This window comes from Cerasicoccus sp. TK19100 (assembly GCF_027257155.1).
Taxonomy (GTDB): Bacteria; Verrucomicrobiota; Verrucomicrobiia; order Opitutales; family Cerasicoccaceae; genus Cerasicoccus; species Cerasicoccus fimbriatus.
This window is the reverse complement of record NZ_JAPWDU010000002.1, coordinates 508888-529309: the sequence shown is the minus strand read 5'-3', so window position 1 is coordinate 529309 and position 20422 is coordinate 508888. Positions and strand designations below refer to the sequence as shown.

The following is a 20422-nucleotide window of genomic DNA, read 5'->3' as shown; positions in this document are numbered from 1 at the left end:
GCTTAAAGAGTGACGAGGATTTGGTTGCTGGCTTCAGCAAGCTCCATGGAGATGAGATTGGATGGAAGCGATTGCCCATTGCATACGATTTTCGGCTGACCACTTCCGTTGCGTATCGTGATGTCGAAACGTTTGCCGCGGAACGTGCGGCTAATGCTGACTTCCGGCCAATGGCTTGGCAGGCAGGGAGCGATTCGCAGCCCATCGTAGTCGGGGCGGATGCCGAGGATGTATTGCGTCGCGGCGTGGTAGTTCCAGGTCGCGCTGCCCGACAGCCAGGAAACACGGCCAGCACCGAAGCGTGGGCTGTATTGGCTGTGTGTGCTTTGGCAGACGACGTATGGTTCGACTTCACGCAGGTCAGCTCTGTCATTATAGCTGGCGGGCATCGAAGCTTGAAAATACTGCCATGCTTGGTCGCCGTGCCCGAGCATGGCTTCCGCGATGACCGCCCAGCCCTGCGTGTGGTTAAAGATGCCAGCGTTTTCCTTCATGCCAGGATTGAACAGCACGGACAAGGCGACCTTGGGATCGGTTTTCACGTAGGGTGGACTGCAAAGCATGACTCCATACTCCGTCGACAGCTTATCCCTTAGCGCCTGCATGGATTGAGCTGCGCGTTCATCGTCCGCGTGTCCACTGATGATGGCCCACGCTTGCGGGTTCATGAAGATGCTGCCTTCCTCATTTTCCTGAGAGCCGAACTTGAGCCCGTCATGTCGATAGGCGCGCAAATACCATTGCCCGTCCCAGGCATGCTCGGCCAAGGCGGTATCGTATGCCTTAAGCTTTTCGGTGGCCCATTCCTTCTCTTCCGGCTCGCTTAGGCGTTCGCAAATGTCGATGTATTCGCGCAGCGCAAAGCGAAGCTGGAAAGCGACGAAGATGGACTCACCCGATTCTCCGAGCCGTAGGCAATCATTCCAGTCGGCGTGTAAGCCGCAGGGAAGGCCGTGGGCACCGCAACGCTCGAAGTTGAATTCCATCGCGCGGCGCATGTGCGCCAGCACCGTGTCGTTGCCTTTGTCGGCGTAGGGAAGGACTTTTTTATAAAAGTCGATATTGCCCGATTCCCTGACGAATTCCGGGATGGCATTGAAGAACCAAAGGCAGTCGTCGGCGCGGTAATGATCGGGCTCCTGCATTGCGCCAGGGGTATGGGCAAAGGGTTTGACAACCGGCAGGGCACCGCCGTTGGCCAACTGCCCGGTCAGGAGGAGTTCGATGCGTCGCTGTGCTTCGTCCAGCTCTATCGCCATCGCGCCGAGCATGTCCTGCATGGTGTCGCGGAAGCCAAGGCCGTCGCGCTCACCTGCGTAAACCAGGCTGGCCGTGCGCGACCAATAGAATGTCATCAGGCAGTTGTAGGGTGCCCACGTGTTGAGCATGCTGTTGAAGCCAGCATCGGGTGTTTGCACTTCGAAGGATTGCAGTTTCTGATGCGTCTCGGTTTTAATGGTATTCAGCGCCGCATCGATCTGCTCAGTGCTCGCCATCGATTGCAATGCTACCCGGCCCTCGACTTCGGCTTTACCAACGCCGAAGACACAGGCGAAAGTTTTGCTTTCACCGGGGGCCAACTGTAGTTCGATTTCAAAGGCTGCGGCTGGCATGTCGCCGGAAGCAGTGGAGTTGGAGCAACGGCCCTGAACCACGGCCTCGGGGGCAGCGTAAGTCCCATAGGTACCGAGGAAGGTCGTCAGGTCGGCGTCGAACGCGTTGGCCTTGGCTCCGGCCAAACCGAAAAATGTGTGTCGCGCCTGATCCTTGTTTTCAAAATGCCCGGGGTCTTCCGGCATGTTGATGTTACTGCCGATATCGATCAGGTTTTGCGTCCCGGTCGTTACGCTGATGTATTGATTGTATTGCAGGTTTTTCGTGTCGTCTTCGGCGCTCCAGTTACACTGGGGCTCCACACACGGAAATACTTTGAGGTGACGGGCTTGTTTACCGGTGTTGGTAACGGTGATTCGCCACACTTCGTAGAGCGCCCCGGCTGGCGTAAAGTATGTGACTTCGCTGGCTATCGAGCCGTATGTCGACTCAATACACGTATAGCCGGTGCCATGGCGACAGGTGCTTTCAAATTGGGCCAGTGGTTTTTTAACGGGCATCCAGGAAATGCTCCAGAAATCGCCATTGGCTTGGTCGCGCAGGTAAACATAGCGACCGTTAAGCTCGCCTGCATGGGCGTTAAATTTGTAGCGAGTCAACTTCCCCTGAGCAGCAGACCGATAAAAGGTGTAGCCTGCGGCATTGTTGGTAATGACACCACCAAAGTTGGCGTTGCCGATGTAGTTGCTCCAAGGGCGTGGCGTGTTGGGGCGAGTGATGACGTACTCGCGATTCGAGTCGTCAAAGTATCCGTATGAGCTGCTCATGTTTTATTGGGCGTAAACGCTTGGGGAAGATTCCTGTCGTTGGTTGTAGTGTTTGTTTTCGATGAATGGCCTTGGTTTTGTAGCCTTGGTTAGGGGCAAACGCTGTCCCACATCTTGCACTCGGCGGGGGCGTGGAGGGCAATACCGGTCAGCGAATGAGAAGACTGACCTTGCCCGAACTTTGCACAATTCTGATGCAGGAGAATCCGTTCACAAGATTGGGCATGCTTTACCAGTTAGGGCTCATGGTAGCGGCGTCTTTGCTGGCTGAAAGTTCCCGTACATGATCTTAGAACTTTTTAGGAATCTTCAATGATGGCTTACCTAACTGATAAAGATTCAAAGGTCTGTAAATAGTCTTAGGCATGATTACTCCTATTAGTTATCTACATGCGAACTCTCGCTTGATTCCTAACCCCTATCGAAAGATCTGATCATGAAAACCCCAAAAGCCATAACTATAATCAAAAATTACCATAAGGCACTGGCACCTATATGCTTGTCCGCGCTCGCGACCCAGTTGTCCGCCTTTACTTTTGATAATGCAGGTGGTGATAATTACTGGGGCAATGGTGCCAACTGGGTAGGTGGTTCATTTCCGGACGGTGTCGATACGGTGGCTTCACTTCAAAAGAGCGGCATTAATGTTAATCAGAAACTTATTCTCGCCAATAGTGCAGGTGTTGATCAGTCATTTACCGTTGGTACGCTGACATTAGGATCTGGTGGCGGAGGTGGAGCGAGTTCACATTCGTATGAGGTAAACAATGTGTCTGGAGGGTCTGCCAGTCTTGTTTTTCAAACCACTAGTGGTTCTGCCACTCTGAATTACCAAAACCTGTTTGCGAATCCAACGATGGAGATCAATACCGGGGTAATACTGAACAGTAATCTCAACATTAATGTGAAGGATACGTCTGGCACTTTTCAGATTAATGGCGATGTGAGTGGTGCAAACGGAATCTCGTTGGTGGGCGTTGGAACGCTCAGGCTCAATGGCGCAAATACTTACACCGGAGCGACGACGCTTACTAGTGGAACGCTGCTGCTGGGAGCCGCTGATCGCATCGCGGATACGAGTGCTATCGTCTTCAACGGCGGCACGCTTTCGACGAACGGCTTCTCCGATGCAATGGGCACGCTGCAGCTTTCGGCTGACTCGGCTATCGACCTGGGAGCCGGTGATTCCGACCTTAGCTTTTCCGATAGCAGCGCCATTAGCTGGAATGCTTCAACAGTGCTTAATATTATGAACTTCGTGGAGGGCGTTGACAGCATTCGATTTGGGACTGATGCCTCGGGCTTAACGAACACTCAGCTTTCACAAATTATGTTGAATGGTGGCTCTGCCTACATTGACGGAAGTGGTTATTTAACGGCGGTACCTGAAGTTAGCAGCTTCGCGCTATGCGGAGGTATCCTGGTATTGGGATACGTCGCAATACGCCGCCGAAAGTAATTTTTTTGGGGAGCAGTGAACCGCGCCCGGCGTCTTTATTGGCGTCGGGCGTTTGTATTTTCTAGCCTGCCTGCTCTAGCTACGGTGTCACCTGCATGCTATCCCGCTGGTTGAGCCAACGCGCGTCATGGTGAACGGGGATGTTGTCTGGGCAAGTTAGGATTAAATCGCGTCCGCCGCGACTGTTGGGCTCCATCTTGAGCGTAAGATATTCATTACTATTGGGGAGTGGAAAACGGAGGTTGAGGAATTCCAAATCGCCCGGCATGGGAACCCAAAAAATTTCCCGATAGCCCGGCTTGGCTGGCTGAATGCCGCCAATGTAGTAGATGAAATGCCAAATGGTGCTGATACCAAAGGGGTGTACCATACTGCGTAGGGAGGCCGTGCTGACCGGATTCCCATTGGCCGATGGGGTGCCTCCCTGTCCGGTTGGCAGTTCCTCGGCCCAACTGCGGTCCCAGGCCTCGGGAATGGTTTCCAGTTGTTTCATCATGGAGCCATAGAACCCACGCCATGCGTGAAGGGTTTCTTTTACGTGGCCGTTCTTAAGAAGCGCTTCGGCCATGAAATGCTTTAAGTAAACACCTTCGCCATTGCGCCACAGTGCAAGGTTTTCCTTGGCATCTCTGGGGAACAGTTGACGCAAAATTGCTTGGCGCTGCGGGGCCTCGGGGATGTCGGCCCAGAGCATGATGTAGTTCGTAGCGGCGCGGGTGGTGGGGGCGATGTTTCCGTCTCTGTCCTCTCCATCGACGTAAAGCGCTTCGTCAACGGCCCATAGATCGTGGTTAATTTGCAGGCGCAGTTTCGACGCCGTGTCTCGCCAGTTGCGCGCCAAGTTCGGCTCCTCCATCAGTTCGGCAAGCAGCGCAGCGCATTCAAGAGACTTTACGTAGTAGGCCTGTAAACCAGTTACGAGTGGTAGCTGGCGCACGACACCGACCAGTTTCATGTCGAGATACACCTGATTGGCATGTCGATCTTTTGGAATCAAGTAGCCGCGGATGTCTACTTGTGTTGCGGCGAATTCGAGCAAATTCCTGACGCCGGAAAAAACGGCAGGCAGGAACTGATTATCGCCGGTCAATTGGTAGTGCTCCCACGACCAAATGGGCAAGAGCAAGGCATAGTCGACAATGCTGTCGCCATAGCCAGCCGGGACCATGGCACGGCCCCAACGAACGTTGGTTTGGTCGGCGGCGAATTCGCGTAAGGCTTTCTCGGAAATGCGCATGTCTCCCCACAGACCCGCGAGTAGAAACATGCGCAGGTAGCTGTCGCCGCTCCATTGAGCCATTTCACGAGTTGGGCAATCTTCACTGAGGTCGAAAGTGGCCAGCTCGGTGGTGAGCGTGCCAGCCTTCCACATCCAGTTGAGGATGGGGTCTGAACACGTGAATTCTCCAGCACGGCTGTTGCCGTAGCGGATATTGCGGATCATGACGGAGTTGATCGCTACCGGACCATCCGCCTGCCTCACACATAGGTACAGAAAGCGGCCGCCACGGCGTTCGAGTCCGGTGTAGAAATTTTCATCGCCACTCAGGACGATGCGCTCGGCCAACCAAAGGCCATTGTTCAGGAATGGCAGCCGATCACTGTCTGCGTCATCCCGCTCGGCAATGGCGAAGTCGATGATGCTTCCGGCTGGCCCTGTGAGCTGTAGTTTCAGGTAGCCAATCGCGTAGGTTTCCAACTCAAGTTCAATAAACTCTCCCGGTTGCAAAACGGCGACTTCCTCATCAACGCCCAGTCGGAATAACGACTCAATGGATTCATTGGCGGTGGTTGACATACGCTGGTCCCAGGCTGCCAAGTGCGAGGGCGATAGCCAGGGGCGGTGGTCGGGCAAATCAGTCGGCAGAGGCTGCCATATCTCGGTGTCCTTTTCGCGCCAGTGCCAACCGTGTTGTGTTTTAGCGTTTTGTTCCGCACTGCAGATTAACGGCAGCGGTAAATCTGTTTTCGAATCACAAAAGACCAGCTCAAAGCCGTAGCCATGATTCAGGAAATTGACCTCAACAATGAGTTCGTTCCAACCGGTATTTAGTTGGCAAGCCGCACGTTCACGGCAACTGGTATTGGGTTCGTAGCGCAGCCCTTGGCCGTGAATCATACCCTCATAAGTTGCCGCCTCGTAATGGCTTAGATGATGAATGAACCCGTGGTCGGGCTCGCCCTGAGTCCAGATTTCGTCACCGTTTAAAAGCACGCGCGAGTAGTTGTCGCAGCCGAAATACAGATAGGCCTCCGCGACGTCTTTTTCCGCGTAAACCCATGTCCGAAACTGCGCGTGCTGGGCGTCGAATGGTTGCGTTTGGCTAAGCGCGACGCCCATGATGCCCGATTGCTCACCCAGCTTGCCGTAACGAAGGATCCGCTTGGGAAATATGTGGTTCTGTTTGTAGGGCGGGATCGGGCGCTTGAGGCATTGCGCCATGTGGGTGTCGCCAACCACGTCTGCGAGTTCCCAGTCATCGTCGGGATAGTTGAACGCGAGGATGTCGTGTTGGACCCGTCGAAAATCGACGTGTTCGTTGAAGCCCACGGGAAAAAAGCGGCGGGGAGCAGGGGTGACATACCAGTCGGCCACGCTAACTTTCCAATCCGGTCCAGTGAGAACCTTAACGGTGTTTCCCCGAATGTCGTGGGCGAGGAGAGATGCGATAAGCGCGCCGTTCTTGGGGGGCTGCCCGTGCTCCGCCAAGTTCTTATTTAGCGCGAGAACCGTAATGATATTTTCGCCGGGCGTGAAAGGCAGCAGGGAGACATCGTAAAGATCGGCATAGCATTGGCCGCGTTCGCTCCGGGCCGGGCCTTCACCGACTGCCGCGCCGTTGATAAACAACCGGTAGGTGTCACTGGCGCTAATGCGAAGCTCGCCGGCGAACAGCTCGTATTCGCAGGTAAATGATTTTCGAAAGGCCAAGTGGCAATTGTAGCTCTGGGAAAGCTCTAGCTTCCAGATGCACTCAGCTCCGGCGAAAAATTCACCGCGATGACTTGGCGTAAACGGTCCTTGGGGGATTTGGGGCATTAACGGGTGGGCAATGGGTTCATTTTACCATACACATTATGCTTTTGGGGGTGTCTGGGAATGAAAAATGACAGCGGACAGACATTTTCCTTCCACCATGCGAGTTGTGGAAGCACAAATCAGTGAGCCGGTGGCCCGTCAGGCAAAGTTCCTAATGGGTCACGGCAAAGATTAACCGATCGCGAGCCGTGCTTATTCCAACTGGAAAATGGTGCCAGCCAGTCCACGGGCCGAGGCTTCATCGTCTCCTTCATCGGCGGCACCAACGGCATTATTTTGGGTGTAGGCACCGACAAACAGGCGATAAAATTCCTCCAGCTCTTCTTTGGTAGACACGCGGAACTCAATGGTCTTGGCGTGAGTGGTGATCGGGTAATCCTTAATGACCGGCGGGTTGATTTCGTTGATCTTGCTGCGACCTTTGTCGGCCACCTTTTGCACTTGAGACGGAATATTCGGCTTCTTGTCGGTGGGGCCCGTTGGCGCAGCTGCGTGGGCATCCTGCAGCGAGCCGACTTCGGTGTGGTAGATCCGCACTTGGCAGGGGCTGGACGCAATGTCGATAACCACCTCGGTCACCTTGTAGGGGCCTGCCTGATACTCTTGTAGTGAGACGGAATTCAGCCGATCGTGCCGCCCGTAGAACGACTGTAGGTTCGTCGGCATCTCGATGCCGAACAAGCGCTTGTTGCGCAAGGCGTTTTCCTTGACCTTGATTGCCTGTAGCGGGGTGAACGCCATTAGCAAACCGAGGAGTAAATAAAGAGGGATGTTTTTTCTCATTGCCACAATCATTGTCAATCAATCCTCTTAAACCACGCAAACGCTTTTTTGATTCATGCTTCGTTGCAAAAATATGATTGTCCGCGCCGGCGGCCAGGGCCCCATGATCCTGAGCGGAGCATCCGCGGAGTTCCTCGATGGCGGGCTCAATGCCGTGATCGGCCCCTCCGGTTGTGGTAAAACCACCCTCATGAAAGCAATTCTGGGCATCCTTCCCTCGGAGGGCGAGGCCTATTTCGGGGATCAGAAAATCACCCGCTCAGAGGATCTCGTGGGGCACGTGGGGTTCGCGCCACAGTTTAGCATCGCCCAGTCAAAGCTAACGGTGGAGGAGTCGATCCGCTTTACGCTCCAGCTAAATGTGGCCGACGCCGCCAAGCGTAAGGAGCGCCTAGAGAATATTTTGGAAACCATCGGCCTGGCCCAGCACCGGGAAAAGCGAGTGGAGTCGCTTTCGGGGGGGCAATTGCGCCGCCTCGGCCTTGGGCTGGAAATGACGCTCGACCCACAGTGCCTGGTCTGTGATGAGGTGACCTCCGGCCTCGACCCGTTGTCCGAAGACCAGATTCTCGCGCTGCTGCGCCAACTCAGCGAGCGCGATGGCAAGACCTTCCTGTGCATTATCCACAACCTCGCCAAGCTGGAGCTTTTTGACCGTATTACGGTCGTATACGAGGGCGATGTCGTCTTCCAGGGCAACAACGAAGAGCTCTGCGCCTACTTCGGCATCCCCGACGCGTTGCACCTCTACGACCTGCTCAACCAGCACGAGCTGAGCCACTGGCAAGAGCGCTGGGCCCAGGCTAAGCAGGCGCTGCAAACACCACCGCCCAAGCGGGCCGACCACCCCACGGAAAAGCGCCCGTCGATGGCGGCGCAGCTGATGACCTTGCTTAGCCGACGCATGGTGTTGTTTTTCCGCGATACCGGCTACCTCTGGTTGACGCTGGCCATTACCTTCGGCTTCCCGTGTCTGGTGGTGATCTTCGCGCTCGATGGGCTGCCGCAAATCGAGAGCCTGGCCCTGGAGCGGGTCGACACCCTGCAGCAAATGCAGGAGGAGATTCAGATACGCATTGAAAAAATGGAGACCGCCTCACTGGTCACGGGGCTGATCATGTTTCAGGTGATTCTGCTCACGCTGATGGGCTCCAACAACGGCGCGCGCGAAATCGCAGGTGAGCGCACTATTTACGAAAAGGAGCGCCTGTCGGGCCTGAGTGTCGGCGCATATGCCTTGTCCAAGCTGATCTTCGTTGGCGTGCTCGCCGCGCTGCAAGGTGCGTGGATGACGGCGTTCGTAAAGGTGATCTGTCAATTTCCCGGCCCATGGCTGCCGCAGATCGCAGTTTTGGCGGGCGTTTGTGTGTCGATGACGCTGGTCTGCCTGGGCTTCAGCGCGCTGTTTCGCTCGGCGGAAAAAGCCTCGCTCTTGTCGATCTACTTGGTCGGTTTTCAGTTGCCTTTGTCCGGCGTGGTGCTGGCGCTGCCGAGCTACCTGATCTGGGTCTGCCGCCCGTTCATCAACGCCTACTGGGGCTGGGGCGGCTACATGAGCTCCATGATCGATAGCCGTATTTTCGACGCCTATCGCGACTCGCATTCGGAGTGGATTACGTCCCCATGGCTCGCGCTGACGGTCCTTGGGCTACAGGGTGCCGCTGGCATCGTGATGGTGGCCATCGGTTGCTCGAAGAAGCAGTGGTAATATGGGGGTTGAGGATATTCATTTTTCTGCACCTCGTCAGGTGTTGGAACAAGGGTGGAAAGAGTTTGGTGACAATTTCGATGAAGGTAGCGTTGCTTACTTGTTTGAGTTGCGCCCACTCGTGGTAAATTCAAGCTTCAGCAAAAATCAGATGCTGCGTTTTTCCGAAGCGGCTGAAATTATCAATTTTGAGGTTGAAACGTCATCCAGTCGGTTGGCCTATATCGAATTTATCTCACATGTGAACCGCCACTTCTTTAATGAAAAAGAATTTTATTCAGACATGCCGGAAGTTTACGTTGCGGTCTACTTTCATGAAAGCGTGGTGCGGGAGTTTGCGTTGATTGAGCAAATTGATATTAGCGATGTAGTGGGGGTCTATGCCCGTGTGCGTGCTCAGCGCGAGGCTACGGAAAAACGATTGAAATGGCATCAGGATCAAGCCCGCTCAGTCATCGAAAGGGTGCAAGCCGCGGACCCACATCACAGTGCGATCAAAATTCAGACGGAAAACTTGGCGACAATTTACCGTGATGTTGATAGCTTATACGAATACTATCGCGCCAATTCCTTCACACGTGTGACCGAGGATTGGGAGCAAGTTATGCGGGTTTGGCGACATGCCAAAGACTCCGGACACTGCGTTTTTTGGACTAAGCAATAATGGCCGCTTTTAACTAAGCCTCTCCGCGAAGTCCCGATACCCAAACTTGCGCACGACTTGCAGCCCATCGGCCTGACTAAAGGTCGCGATGGCGGGTAGGGGCACGCCGTTAAAGGTCGAAGTCTTGACCATCGTGTAGTGCGCCATGTCGAGGAAGACGATGCGCCTGCCGGGCTCGAGCGGGGCGTCGAAACTGTAATCGCCGATCACATCGCCTGCCAGGCAGCTGGGGCCGCCGAGGCGGTAGTTGTGGGCGCGTTGGCCCGGTTGACCGGCGTCTAGGATGTTGGGCCGGTAAGGCATTTCTAGCACGTCGGGCATGTGGCAGGTGGCGGAGACATCCAGAATTGCGTTCGTGACGCCGCCAGCTTCCAGCACATCGAGCACGGTGGCCACGAGCACGCCGGTATGCAGCGCCACGGCTTCGCCGGGCTCCAGGTAAACCTCGACGCCATACTTTTCGCGAAACTCCGAGACGACGCGGCACAGGCGGTCGAGGTCGTAGCCCGGGCGGGTAATGTGGTGGCCGCCGCCGAAGTTCAGCCACTTGAAATTACCACTCGCAATCAGGTCGCCAAACTTCTCCTCGAACGCGCGCGCAACACCTTCCAACGCATCGGAGTCCTGTTCGCAGAGCGCATGGAAATGCAGGCCGTCGAGCGCGCTTAAATCGGTGAGGCCAGCTTCGGCCATTTGGCGGTCCAGCTCGGCGCGTGTGATGCCCAGGCGGGAGCAGGGGGCGGCCGGGTTGTAGAGATCGGTCTCGACCTCGGAATGCTCGGGGTTAACGCGCAGACCGACTTCTACTTTGCGTTGCAAAGTATCCAGCGCTGGTTGGTGGCGCTGCCATTGGCGCACGGAATTGAACACCAGCGTGTGCGCGAACCGGCCTAGCGAAGCGATGTCCGTCTCTTTAAACGCCGCTGAGTAAACATGGACTTCCTTGCCAAAATACTCCTCGGCCAGCAGCGCCTCGTGCAGACCGCTTGCAGTGGAGCCGTCGAGGTAGCGCGCCAGTAGCGGGTAGGTGGCGTGCATGGAGAATCCCTTTTGCGCAAGTATGACCTTCGCGCTGGAGCGTTCGCGGACGCTGGCCAGGATGCGGCAGTTGTCCTCCAGTCGGTCGAGGTTGACCACGTAGCACGGTGAGGGTGTGTCTTGGGCGGGGATGTCGCGTAGCGCTTGCAGGCGCTCGGGTGTCAAAGGTGGTGTCGGGTCTTGGGCCATGTTTCAGTTGCGCGTTAGCAAGACGGCGATGGAATAAAAGTGGAACTGGTAGCGAACGGGATCTTCGGCAAACCGCGTTTCAATGCGTTTGTAAACTTCATCGATCAAGGCTTCGCACGTCTCCTCGGGGAAGATGCCTGCTAAGGTCGTCTCGGTGACGGCGCGGAACACCTCGGTGTATTCGTGCGCCCAGTTTTGCAGGTTGCCGCTTTCTTCGTAACGCACGTTAAAATCGACCGGGACTTCCCAGCTGTCGGCCTTTTCGATGGTGAAGGCGGCGCGTAAGTCGGGTTCGTTTTCCAGCGGCTCTTTCAGCTCTGCCAAGGTACGCCAAACCACGGGGAAGGTAAAGTCATCCATCGCCTGCTGGGTCAATTTACCCTCGTCAATGAGCGAAAACAAAACGTCGTTCAAGGCGTCCAGCCAGCCATGTGCGGTGTTGCCACCATCGTCGCTGCTGCCGAATATTTGCACGAGCATTTTGCCTCCGGGGACTAGTTCCTCGGCGCGGGCACGGAAGAAGTCGACCAAGTCCGGCTTGGCTTCTGCCACCGCGGCGTCAATCGCGGCCGGGTCGGCCTGCGGACCATGTGGCTCTGCGTATGGCGTGGGATGAAATGCGGCAATGGTGTTGCGCAGCCGCGTCACTGGCGGTTGTTTGCGCCAGCCCAGCATGTTGAACGTGGTTACGACATGCAGCGATTGCGTGGGGGCGAGGCGCTCATAGGCTGAGCCGCCGATCGCAGCCGGCAGCACGTCCGTGCCACCAAAGACGTTATCTCCGCCGGGAAACAGGTTCTCGAAAACGCTGTTAAAGTCGTTACTGGGCAGGTCAGCCAGGCTTGGCTGGATGGAAGTGGCACCGGCCTCGCGTAGCTTGGCCACGAGTTGCTTGAGCATGTCCACGGAGTTCGCGCCCTGCGAACACCCGACATCCAGCGTGCGCAGTTGCTTATCGGCGGGGAGCTTCATCGATGCGACCGCTTCGAGCAGCCACGGCAGGCAGCCATACATGGCATCGTGTTGTGGGGTGGAGTGCGCGTTGTAGTAGCCGCCCCCCTTCATGTGGTATTGGTTGATCATGGCAGTGATGGTGTTGCGGGAAAACTACCGCAACACATGCAGTTCACGCAAGCGCTCACGCAGATCTTCCAGTGCCACGCGATTGGTGCCGAAGTCGCCAATGCTGATACGGGCCGAGGCATAAACCTCCAGTCGCTCCGGTTTGCTACGGGCCTGAAAAACCAGGTCGTTGTTGAAGCCGAGTGCGGTGGAAACATACACGGCCTGGAGTTGGTTGCGGGTCCGGCGAACCGAGCGGAAGTTGTCATCGGCGCGGAGAAGCGCCTCCAGGTTATCCAGGGCAAAGCGGGTGTCGCCGCGGCAGATAAAGGGCTCGATGTAGGCCGCGCTGTCTTTTTCGGCTCCGCTGCTGACGCCGAGCACGTGGTCCTCCAGCGTGGGCAAGGCTTCCACGGTTTGCCAGTCGAGCAGTGGCTGGCTGCGGGAATTCCACGCAAACGTGACTAATGTGATGGTGACCAGGCACACAAAGCCCAGGACATACAACGCGACTTTCTCCCGTGCACGCAGCTTACGCGCCTTGGCCCCGGGCTCAACCCGGTTAAAGAGCGAGCTGGCAATGCTGAACGTGGGCACCGGTTTGTCCTTAAAGGTCGCAGACTTCGCTTTGCGGGAGCGCTTTGGGCTACTCCCGCTTTTGCTGTTTCGGCTACTTCCGCTGCTGTTGGCGCTCTTGCGGCGCTTGCGCTTTTTACCTGAGGGAGATGGGTCCACGTAAGGCATTTATCACTCGACGGGTAGCTCCTGCACCTGCCAAGGGAGGCCGCGCAGGTTAAGCTGTTCCATGAAGGGATCGGGGTCGAGCTGTTCCATGTTCCAGACGCCGTCCTGACGCCATTTACCGGTGACCATCATCATGCCGCCTATCATGGCGGGCACACCAGTTGTGTAGCTGATGGCTTGGCTGGAAACCTCTGCGTAGCACTCCTCGTGGTCGCAGACGTTGTAGATGAAAATGCGCTTCTTCTGGCCGTCCTTGTAGCCGACGATGTCGCAGCCGATGCAGGTCTTGCCCTTGGTGCGGGGGCCAAGGGACGCCGGGTCGGGCAGCACGGCCTTGAGGAACTCAATCGGGGCGATCTCCTGGCCCTTGAAGTTAATGGGCTCGATCGACGTCATGCCGACGTTTTGCAGCACGTTGAGGTGCGTGATGTATTTTTGCCCGAAAGTCATCCAGAAGCGGATGCGCTTGAGGCCCTTGATGTTCTGGCACAGTGACTCCAGCTCTTCGTGGTAGAGCAGGTAGGCGTCCTTGGGGCCGACAACGGGGAAATCATACACCTGCATGACACTCATGGCCGGGATTTCCTTCCATTCGCCTTCTTCCCAGTATTTACCGTCCTGCGTGATCTCGCGGATGTTGATCTCCGGGTTAAAATTGGTGGCGAAGTGGTGGCCGTGGTCGCCAGCATTGGCGTCGAGGATGTCGATGGTCTCGATCTCGTCAAAATAGTGCTTCTGGGCGTAGGCGCAAAAAACATTGGTCACGCCGGGGTCGAAGCCGCTGCCGAGCAGCGCCATGCGGCCGGCGTCCTTAAAGCGGTCCTGGTAGGCCCACTGCCACTTGTATTCAAACTTGGCTTCTTCCGGCGGCTCGTAGTTGGCGGTGTCCAGGTAGTCCACACCGGCGGCAAGGCAGGCATCCATCAACGGCAGGTCCTGGTAGGGCAGGGCAACGTTGAGCAGCAGGTCGGGCTTCTCGGCCTTGAGGAACTCCGTCATCGCGGCGACGTCATCAGCGTCGATCGCGGCTACGCGAATCTCGCGACCCTGCTTGGCCTTGATGTCCGCCGCGATCGCCTCGCACTTGGACACCGTGCGCGAAGCGAGCACGATCTCGGAAAATACTTCCGGGGCTTGGGCACACTTATGGGCAACGACGTTACCGACGCCTCCCGCTCCTACGATGATGACTTTTGCCATACCGCACAGTGAGTTGAATTTTGAGGGATAGCTCAACACCTAAAACTTTTCGCTTTAGCCCGCCCGAAAAGTCGCTCATGCTGTGCTTATGTCTCTACGATTTGCGGAAGAAATCCTCTTGCTCGCGCTCGACGATGCGTCGGGCAAAGTCCACCCGTTGCCGGAGGGCTCACTGGGCCTGGCGATTTCGGGCGCGCTCATTATGGAGCTGGCCTTCAAGGGGGTGTTGGATTCCGACGACAAGACCATGCAGGTCATCTCCCGCCAGCCGACCGGCGATGCGCTGCTGGACGATGTGCTGGCAAAGATCCCCGCCGAGAGCGACCTCTCCATCCAGCGCGCGCTCAACGCCGTTAATGCCAACATCGACGAATGGAAGACCCGCCTGTTTGACGAGCTCAAGCAGGGCGGCATCCTCAAACAGGAGGAACACCGCTTTCTGTTTGTGCTCAAGGAGCGCCGCTACCCGGTGATCGACGATCGCGAAGAGCAGGAGGTCAAGTCCCGCATCCGCGATGTGGTGCTCGACCACGATGCTATTCCGGACCCGCGCGATGTCGTGATTATTTGCCTCATGGACGCCTGCGACCTGAGCAACGTCGTCTTCACCGAGCAAGAGCGTATCGACCACAAGGAGCGCATCCAAACCATCGCCAAAATGGACTTCGTCGGCCAGGCCCTCAGTGCCGCCGTGGCTAAGATTCAGCAGGCCCTGCTCGAAGTCATGGCCTACTCTGGCATGTAAGAACCTGCGGTTCTATCCATGGATTTGCCCATTGGGCAAATGGGGGGACTTCAATGAAGAGTAGGGACGTTTCTCCGAGGCGTCCTCTGCACACTAATTGCTCTATGTCGCATGGTTCCGAGGAATAAGCCCTTTAGTTTGTCAGTCACGGACATTTTGCCGGGCGTGCGCTAACGCTGGAAATGCTCGAATGCGGCGCATTGGATAATCTCCCCGGTGGCAGCGTCGAGCAGGGCGCGGTTTTGGCCGTCGGCGGCTGCGGCGATACGGCCAATCAAACTGAGCGGTGCGTCGTGCTTTTTTTGCCACTCGCCAATCATGAGCTCGGGGTCGACTTCGCTGTCGAGGATCACCAGCAGCTCGTAGTCTTCGCCGTCACACAGGGCGTGTTCCAGTGGCGTTTTACCGGACTTGGTGGCAATCTGTTTTGCCGATTCGCTGATGGGGAGCTTGGGGACGTCGAGGTGGGCGCACGTGCCCTCGGGTAGCAAGGCGGGGAGGTCTTTGGCGAGGCCGTCGGTGACGTCGATCATTGCCTTGACGACGTTTTGCTGGCCGAACCATTCCCCCTCGCGCAGGCGTGGAGTGAAGGTCTTTTCCTTGCCGTGCCGGGTGCCGCCCAACTCACCGGTGACGAGGATGAAGTCGCCCGCCTTTTGCCCCCCTTGGCGCCGGATGGCGCGCGGGGCGCTGCCCATCAGGGTCAGGTGTGCGCCGAAGAAATCTTTGGCACCGCCCCGGGTGATGTCGCCGCCAACGATGAGGAAATAATTCTGCATCGCCGCCTGGCAAATCCCGGCGTAAAACCGCTCCAGCCAGGAGATGCTGACGTTGTCGGCCATGGTCAGCGCGATGACCGCGCCAGCCGGGGCACCGCCCATGGCCGCGATGTCGCTTAGGTTGCGTTTGACGAGTTTCGCACCGGCCTCTTCGGGGGTGAAGGTGTCGTCAAAGTGTTCGTTCCAGATTAAGGCGTCCACCGTCGTCAGGAGCGTGCCGACGTCGCCGGAGTCCATCACGGCGCAGTCATCGCCGATGCCAAAGGGCGGTGGCGGGGAAATGGGCTCCATCCATTTGGTGATTTTCTCGATCAGTCGCACTTCGCCAATGCGGATGATCTGGTCGTCAGTCTGGTCAGTAAAAGGAGTCACAATGTTTTCGTTTACAGCGAATCGAGGTCGGGCGCAAGAAACAGGATCAAAATGGTATTTGCGTTGAAAAAGCCATGCATTGCCATCGATACAAAGATGTTACCATGGCGTTCATAGGCGTAGCAAAGCAGAATGCCAAGGATGAACAAAGGTGCCGCTGCCAGCCAGTTGCCATGGATCGAGGAGAACAGTGCCGCGCTGGCAAGCATGGCCAAAGCCGTCGGCATGCGCCCTTTGAAATACCGGTAAACGCAGCCGCGGAAGAACAGCTCCTCACTGATCGGGGCGACGATTACCGCGAGCACAATAAGCAGAATAGTCGCGGGCAGATTTTCGTATTCGGTAAACATTTCCACCTGCGCCTGGCGGTCCATGGAAATCTCGAACCCGGCATTATTCAGGAAAAGGAGCACCTGCTCCCAGCCGGCGCTGGCGACAAAAATGATCGGGATTGCGGCGAGAAACGACAACAGGCCCCACTGAAAAAATTTGGTAATCGGCAGACGCTGGACGCTGAACACCAGAGAGGACTCGGCAAAGTTTACCTGTAGGTGTCGGCGTAAATAGGGGTGAAACATGGAAGCCAGGAGCAACAGTATTGAGCCGTGCGCGGCATAGCCGATGATCACGATTCGCCACGGTTCGAGGGCTTCGTTGGCGTTCCAGTCCTTGGTCACTTCTGCCGCGAGCATGCTGCTGAGCAGATAGACCACCACGGCGCAGCCGAAGCGTTGAATGAAGTCCCAGAAGGCAATGTTCCAGGCGGGTAACTGCTGGCCGTTGAAGCTGCCAACGCGGCGCACCTCAAGGATCAGGCAATAGAGACCCGCGAGGAAGATGCCGATGACGTATGCGCTGATGAACATTGGCCGCCGCTAGTCGGCAAATGGATACGCCAGCTCGCCCTCGGAATAAGTTGCGCGAACTTTGCCCCGCAACGTTAGCCCAAGCCAGGGAGAGTTGTGGGAGAGGCTGGCGAGGTTGTCGCGGGAGACCACCCAGTTTTCCTCGGGATCGAAGATGGTGATGTCTGCCGGAGCACCGCTGGATAGCGTTCCCCGGTCAAGGCCGAGGATGCCCGCCGGCTTATGCGTCATGCAAGCAATGAGCTGCGGTAGCGTAAGTAGCTCGTTGTGCACCAGCGTATCGAGGCAGACGGAGAGGGCGGTTTCGAGGCCATTCATGCCGAAGGGCGCAAAGTCGAATTCCTTGTCTTTCTCGATCTCGGTATGGGGCGCGTGGGCCGTTGCAATGCAGTCGATGGTGCCGTCTTGGAGACCTTCGATGAGGGCCTGGCGGTCTTTCTCGGTGCGCAGCGGCGGGACAACTTTAAAGTGCGTGCTGTAGTCCTTGAGCGAGGCCTCCGTGAGTGACAGGTGGTGTGGCGTCGCCTCGGCGGTGATCTTGATACCGCGTTCTTTGGCGCGGCGAATGATGTCCACCGAGTAGCCCGAGGAGATGTGCTGCAGGTGGATGTGCGCGCCGTAATGCGCGGCGAAAATAACGTTGCGCGAGACCATGATGTCTTCCGCTGCCCGGGGCATGCCGCGCAGGCCGAGACGCAGTGACCAGACGCCTTCGTTCATCACGCAGCCATCGGTTTGGGTAACGTCCTCGCAGTGGTCCATGACGACCAGGCCGAACATTGCTGCGTATTCCACGCCCCGACGCATGAGTTCATGATTCTGCACGCAATGGCCGCCATCGGTGATTGCCACGGCACCGGCGGACTTCAGCGAGCCTATCGGGGCCAGGGCCTTGCCGTCACGATTTTGGGTGAGGCAGCCGGTGGGCAAAACGTTGATCACGGCGTCGCGGTCGATGACGTCCACGACTTGCCGGATCGCGCCCACGGTATCCGTCGGCGGCTTGGTGTTGGACATGGCTACGACGGTCGTAAAGCCGCCTTTGGCCGCAGCGCGACTGCCGGACTTAATGGTTTCCTTGTGGCGGTCGCCGGGTTCGCGCAGGTGGCAATGCAGGTCCACGAAGCCCGGGCAAACAACGAGGCCATCGGCGTCGAACACCTTGGCTTCCTGCTTTTGCGACTCGCTCAGCGAATCGACGATTTTGCCGTCGACGGTGAAGAGGTCGCCCACTGCGTCGCGCTGGTTTGCCGGGTCGATGATGCGACCGTTTTTGATCCAATGAATGCTCATGCCGATCGGTGTTGGGCTGCGTAAGAGGCGCAAAGGTAAAGCACGGCCATGCGGACAACGATGCCGTTGGTGACTTGTTCGAGGATGACGGAGCGGCCAGAGTCGGCGAGCTTGGAGTCCAGCTCCACTCCGCGGTTAATCGGCCCCGGGTGCATAATGATGGCGTCTTTTTTCAGCCAGCTTTCACGCTTTTCGTTGAGGCCGAACATGCTGGTGTATTCGCCCAGCGACGGGAAGTGCGTGGAGGACTGGCGCTCGTGCTGGATGCGGAGCAGCATCACGGCGTCGGCCTCGGCCAAGGCTTCGCGCAGGTCGTGGATGACCTTTACGCCGAAGTGCTCGAAATCCTTGGGGACTAGCGTGGATGGGCCGCCCAGCGTGACTTCTGCGCCGAGCTTACGCAGCGCCCAGATATTGGAGCGCGCCACGCGGCTGAAAAGGATGTCGCCCAGGATCGTTACCTTCTTACCGGTCAGGTCCTTGCCGAGTTTTTCGCGCATCGTAAAGGTGTCGAGCAGGGCCTGGGTGGGGTGCTCGTGCGCGCCGTCACCCGCGTTGATGACGGGGATGTCGATTTGCCGCGAAAGGTAACGCGCCGCGCCTGCCGCCGAGTGCCGCATGATGATGATGTCTGCGCTGAGCGCCTCGATGTTCTTAGCGGTGTCACGCAGGCTCTCGCCCTTGACCAGGCTGCTGGCGTTGCCGGAGACGGTCAGCACGTCCGCGCTGAGGCGAGTGGCGGCGACCTCGAAGGCCAACCGCGTGCGCGTGCTGGGCTCCATAAAGAGGTTGACCACGGTGCTGCCGCGCAGGGTGGGGAGCTTGCGCTGCGAGCGGTTAAGCGTCGCCTTAAACTCCTCGGCCTTGGCGTAAATAATTTCGAGCTCCTCGCGGCTTAATTCCTCAATGCCGACAAGGTCTTTGCGTTTCCACTCTGCTTCGGTGCTCATTTATTTGGGTGAAATGGTGATGCTGTTCTGGGAACGGTCGGCCGGGTTAAGCTCGACGCGAACGCTGCTGGAGGCGTCGACCTCCTGGCGGAAGCCGGTGGCGTCGGTGGCGATGGGCAGCTTGCGCCCGCCGCGGTCGAAGAGGGTAACCAGGCGCACGCAATCCGGGCGGCCCAGGTCGTGCAGCTCCGCGAGAGCGGCGCGGGCCGAGCGCCCGGAGAAGATGACGTCGTCGGCTAGGATGACGGTCTTGCCATTGGGCTCGACGGGGAGCGAGGTGCGGTATTTTTCCGACGGAATGGGATTCGTCGCCAAATCGTCGCGCTGGAAGGTAATATTGAGCTGCCCCTGCGGGATCTCGGTATCGTAACGCTTGCTCAAGGCCTGGGCCAGGATTTCGCCAAAGGGCACACCGCCATTGGCGATGCCGGCGACAACGACGTTCTCCGGCGTGGGCTCCAGCGCCACGATTGCGTCGACGAGCTGCTTGATCGCAGCGTCGATCTCTTCCGGGCCAATGCGGACTTGGGTTTCCATTGGCGGCGAAGTTTGCAATGCGCCGTGGCGACGCGCAATGGTTTTTACACCGGTATTGCTATTTACCGTTACTTTTGAAACGTAGGCAGCGTGAGGGCGAAAAATCATCTGCTGATCGACGGCTACAACGTAATCCACCAGTGGCCGGATTTCGCCGAATACTTCCACCGCGACCCGGCGGGCGCTTGTGATCACCTAGTGGAAACGGTCCGCGTCATCCACGACATCGACAACTACCGCGTCACGGTCGTTTTCGATGGGCGCGGCGCGATGGTCGATGCGCAGTTTCCGGGCAATATCGCCACATTTGCCGTCCTTTATTCGCCCAGCGATCTCTCGGCTGACGGCCTGATCGAACAAATTGTCAAGAACGCCAAGGACCCCAAAACGTGCACCGTGGTCAGCCGGGATAACCTGATTGCGGAGTCTATTCGCGCCAGTGGTGGCTTCGCCATCCGCCCTGATGACTTGCGCGACTGGGTGGCCCGCTGCGACTCCCGCAGCCGACAGGCGATCAATCAGCGCCAGAAGCAGGTGAAAAAACAGTGGAAGGAAAAGAGCCCGTGGGACGCTCTGGATGGGCTGAAGTGAGTTGTCATGGCGGCATTTGTG

Annotated in this window: 17 protein-coding genes; 5 read left to right on the top strand and 12 right to left on the bottom strand. The window is 57.4% G+C overall.

Going from position 1 to position 20422, the window contains the following annotated elements; genetic code table 11:
- Positions 1 to 2 precede the first annotated feature (2 nt).
- The gene (locus O3S85_RS05740; protein WP_269538854.1) at positions 3 to 2381 is read right to left on the bottom strand and encodes a glycoside hydrolase family 94 protein; all 2379 of its coding nucleotides are present in this window, start codon (positions 2379 to 2381) and stop codon (positions 3 to 5) included.
- A gap of 436 nt (positions 2382 to 2817) precedes the next feature.
- Between O3S85_RS05740 and O3S85_RS05735 the strand changes: the two genes are divergently transcribed.
- The gene (locus O3S85_RS05735) at positions 2818 to 3840 is read left to right on the top strand and encodes an autotransporter-associated beta strand repeat-containing protein (RefSeq protein WP_269538853.1); all 1023 of its coding nucleotides are present in this window, start codon (positions 2818 to 2820) and stop codon (positions 3838 to 3840) included.
- Between the two features lie 79 nt (positions 3841 to 3919).
- Here O3S85_RS05735 and O3S85_RS05730 read toward each other — a convergent pair whose 3' ends face one another.
- On the bottom strand, positions 3920 to 6880 hold the full coding sequence (locus O3S85_RS05730) for an alpha-L-rhamnosidase-related protein (RefSeq protein WP_269538852.1): 2961 nt from the start codon (positions 6878 to 6880) through the stop codon (positions 3920 to 3922).
- A gap of 192 nt (positions 6881 to 7072) precedes the next feature.
- Positions 7073 to 7663, bottom strand: a complete 591-nt coding sequence (locus tag O3S85_RS05725; RefSeq protein ID WP_269538851.1) for a hypothetical protein — start codon at positions 7661 to 7663, stop codon at positions 7073 to 7075.
- 55 nt (positions 7664 to 7718) lie between these two features.
- Between O3S85_RS05725 and O3S85_RS05720 the strand changes: the two genes are divergently transcribed.
- Entirely contained in the window at positions 7719 to 9371 is a 1653-nt protein-coding gene (locus O3S85_RS05720; protein ID WP_269538850.1) for an ATP-binding cassette domain-containing protein, read from the top strand.
- A gap of 1 nt (position 9372) precedes the next feature.
- Complete coding sequence (locus O3S85_RS05715; protein WP_269538849.1) at positions 9373 to 10035, top strand: hypothetical protein; 663 nt, start codon at positions 9373 to 9375, stop codon at positions 10033 to 10035.
- Positions 10036 to 10044: 9 nt separating this feature from the next.
- Here the strand turns inward: O3S85_RS05715 and nspC are convergent, their stop codons facing one another.
- From nspC to O3S85_RS05695, 4 genes are read right to left on the bottom strand one after another with little or no spacing between them, the layout of a single operon-like run.
- Entirely contained in the window at positions 10045 to 11262 is a 1218-nt protein-coding gene (gene nspC, locus O3S85_RS05710) for a carboxynorspermidine decarboxylase (RefSeq protein WP_269538848.1), read from the bottom strand.
- A 3-nt stretch (positions 11263 to 11265) separates the two neighbouring features.
- Positions 11266 to 12345, bottom strand: a complete 1080-nt coding sequence (locus O3S85_RS05705) for a class I SAM-dependent methyltransferase (protein WP_269538847.1) — start codon at positions 12343 to 12345, stop codon at positions 11266 to 11268.
- A gap of 24 nt (positions 12346 to 12369) precedes the next feature.
- Positions 12370 to 13068: a DUF1499 domain-containing protein gene (locus O3S85_RS05700; RefSeq protein ID WP_269538846.1), complete on the bottom strand. Its 699-nt coding sequence runs from the start codon at positions 13066 to 13068 to the stop codon at positions 12370 to 12372.
- 3 nt (positions 13069 to 13071) lie between these two features.
- The gene (locus O3S85_RS05695) at positions 13072 to 14268 is read right to left on the bottom strand and encodes a saccharopine dehydrogenase family protein (RefSeq protein WP_269538845.1); all 1197 of its coding nucleotides are present in this window, start codon (positions 14266 to 14268) and stop codon (positions 13072 to 13074) included.
- Between the two features lie 88 nt (positions 14269 to 14356).
- On the opposite strand from O3S85_RS05695, the gene O3S85_RS05690 reads away from it, so the two are divergent.
- Positions 14357 to 15013, top strand: coding sequence for a GOLPH3/VPS74 family protein (locus tag O3S85_RS05690; protein WP_269538844.1), 657 nt, complete (start codon positions 14357 to 14359; stop codon positions 15011 to 15013).
- A 170-nt stretch (positions 15014 to 15183) separates the two neighbouring features.
- On the opposite strand, the gene O3S85_RS05685 is transcribed toward O3S85_RS05690, so the two are convergent.
- Genes O3S85_RS05685 through O3S85_RS05665 form a run of 5 tightly spaced genes read right to left on the bottom strand, consistent with a single transcriptional unit; the run spans position 15184 to position 19810 of the window.
- Positions 15184 to 16164 (bottom strand): thiamine-phosphate kinase, encoded by a 981-nt coding sequence (locus O3S85_RS05685; protein WP_269538843.1) that lies wholly within the window; start codon positions 16162 to 16164, stop codon positions 15184 to 15186.
- A gap of 11 nt (positions 16165 to 16175) precedes the next feature.
- Positions 16176 to 17030, bottom strand: a complete 855-nt coding sequence (locus O3S85_RS05680; RefSeq protein ID WP_269538842.1) for a CPBP family intramembrane glutamic endopeptidase — start codon at positions 17028 to 17030, stop codon at positions 16176 to 16178.
- 9 nt (positions 17031 to 17039) lie between these two features.
- On the bottom strand, positions 17040 to 18323 hold the full coding sequence (locus tag O3S85_RS05675) for a dihydroorotase (protein WP_269538841.1): 1284 nt from the start codon (positions 18321 to 18323) through the stop codon (positions 17040 to 17042).
- Positions 18320 to 19273 (bottom strand): aspartate carbamoyltransferase catalytic subunit, encoded by a 954-nt coding sequence (locus O3S85_RS05670; protein ID WP_269538840.1) that lies wholly within the window; start codon positions 19271 to 19273, stop codon positions 18320 to 18322. The genes O3S85_RS05675 and O3S85_RS05670 overlap by 4 nt, the downstream gene beginning before the upstream one ends.
- Positions 19274 to 19810 carry a bifunctional pyr operon transcriptional regulator/uracil phosphoribosyltransferase PyrR gene (locus O3S85_RS05665; RefSeq protein ID WP_269538839.1) on the bottom strand — a complete coding sequence of 179 codons (537 nt, stop codon included), beginning with the start codon at positions 19808 to 19810 and terminating at the stop codon, positions 19274 to 19276. It lies immediately after the preceding gene.
- 90 nt (positions 19811 to 19900) lie between these two features.
- Between O3S85_RS05665 and O3S85_RS05660 the strand changes: the two genes are divergently transcribed.
- Positions 19901 to 20401 carry an NYN domain-containing protein gene (locus tag O3S85_RS05660; protein ID WP_269538838.1) on the top strand — a complete coding sequence of 167 codons (501 nt, stop codon included), beginning with the start codon at positions 19901 to 19903 and terminating at the stop codon, positions 20399 to 20401.
- The last annotated feature ends 21 nt before the right edge of the window (positions 20402 to 20422 follow it).

Coding starts and splice junctions, on each gene's coding strand:
- O3S85_RS05740 (WP_269538854.1), bottom strand. CDS start 2,381: ATGAGCAGCTCATACGGATACTTTGACGACTCGAATCGCGAGTACGTC.
- O3S85_RS05735 (WP_269538853.1), top strand. CDS start 2,818: ATGAAAACCCCAAAAGCCATAACTATAATCAAAAATTACCATAAGGCA.
- O3S85_RS05730 (WP_269538852.1), bottom strand. CDS start 6,880: ATGCCCCAAATCCCCCAAGGACCGTTTACGCCAAGTCATCGCGGTGAA.
- O3S85_RS05725 (WP_269538851.1), bottom strand. CDS start 7,663: ATGAGAAAAAACATCCCTCTTTATTTACTCCTCGGTTTGCTAATGGCG.
- O3S85_RS05720 (WP_269538850.1), top strand. CDS start 7,719: ATGCTTCGTTGCAAAAATATGATTGTCCGCGCCGGCGGCCAGGGCCCC.
- O3S85_RS05715 (WP_269538849.1), top strand. CDS start 9,373: ATGGGGGTTGAGGATATTCATTTTTCTGCACCTCGTCAGGTGTTGGAA.
- nspC (WP_269538848.1), bottom strand. CDS start 11,262: ATGGCCCAAGACCCGACACCACCTTTGACACCCGAGCGCCTGCAAGCG.
- O3S85_RS05705 (WP_269538847.1), bottom strand. CDS start 12,345: ATGATCAACCAATACCACATGAAGGGGGGCGGCTACTACAACGCGCAC.
- O3S85_RS05700 (WP_269538846.1), bottom strand. CDS start 13,068: ATGCCTTACGTGGACCCATCTCCCTCAGGTAAAAAGCGCAAGCGCCGC.
- O3S85_RS05695 (WP_269538845.1), bottom strand. CDS start 14,268: ATGGCAAAAGTCATCATCGTAGGAGCGGGAGGCGTCGGTAACGTCGTT.
- O3S85_RS05690 (WP_269538844.1), top strand. CDS start 14,357: ATGTCTCTACGATTTGCGGAAGAAATCCTCTTGCTCGCGCTCGACGAT.
- O3S85_RS05680 (WP_269538842.1), bottom strand. CDS start 17,030: ATGTTCATCAGCGCATACGTCATCGGCATCTTCCTCGCGGGTCTCTAT.
- O3S85_RS05675 (WP_269538841.1), bottom strand. CDS start 18,323: ATGAGCATTCATTGGATCAAAAACGGTCGCATCATCGACCCGGCAAAC.
- O3S85_RS05670 (WP_269538840.1), bottom strand. CDS start 19,273: ATGAGCACCGAAGCAGAGTGGAAACGCAAAGACCTTGTCGGCATTGAG.
- O3S85_RS05665 (WP_269538839.1), bottom strand. CDS start 19,810: ATGGAAACCCAAGTCCGCATTGGCCCGGAAGAGATCGACGCTGCGATC.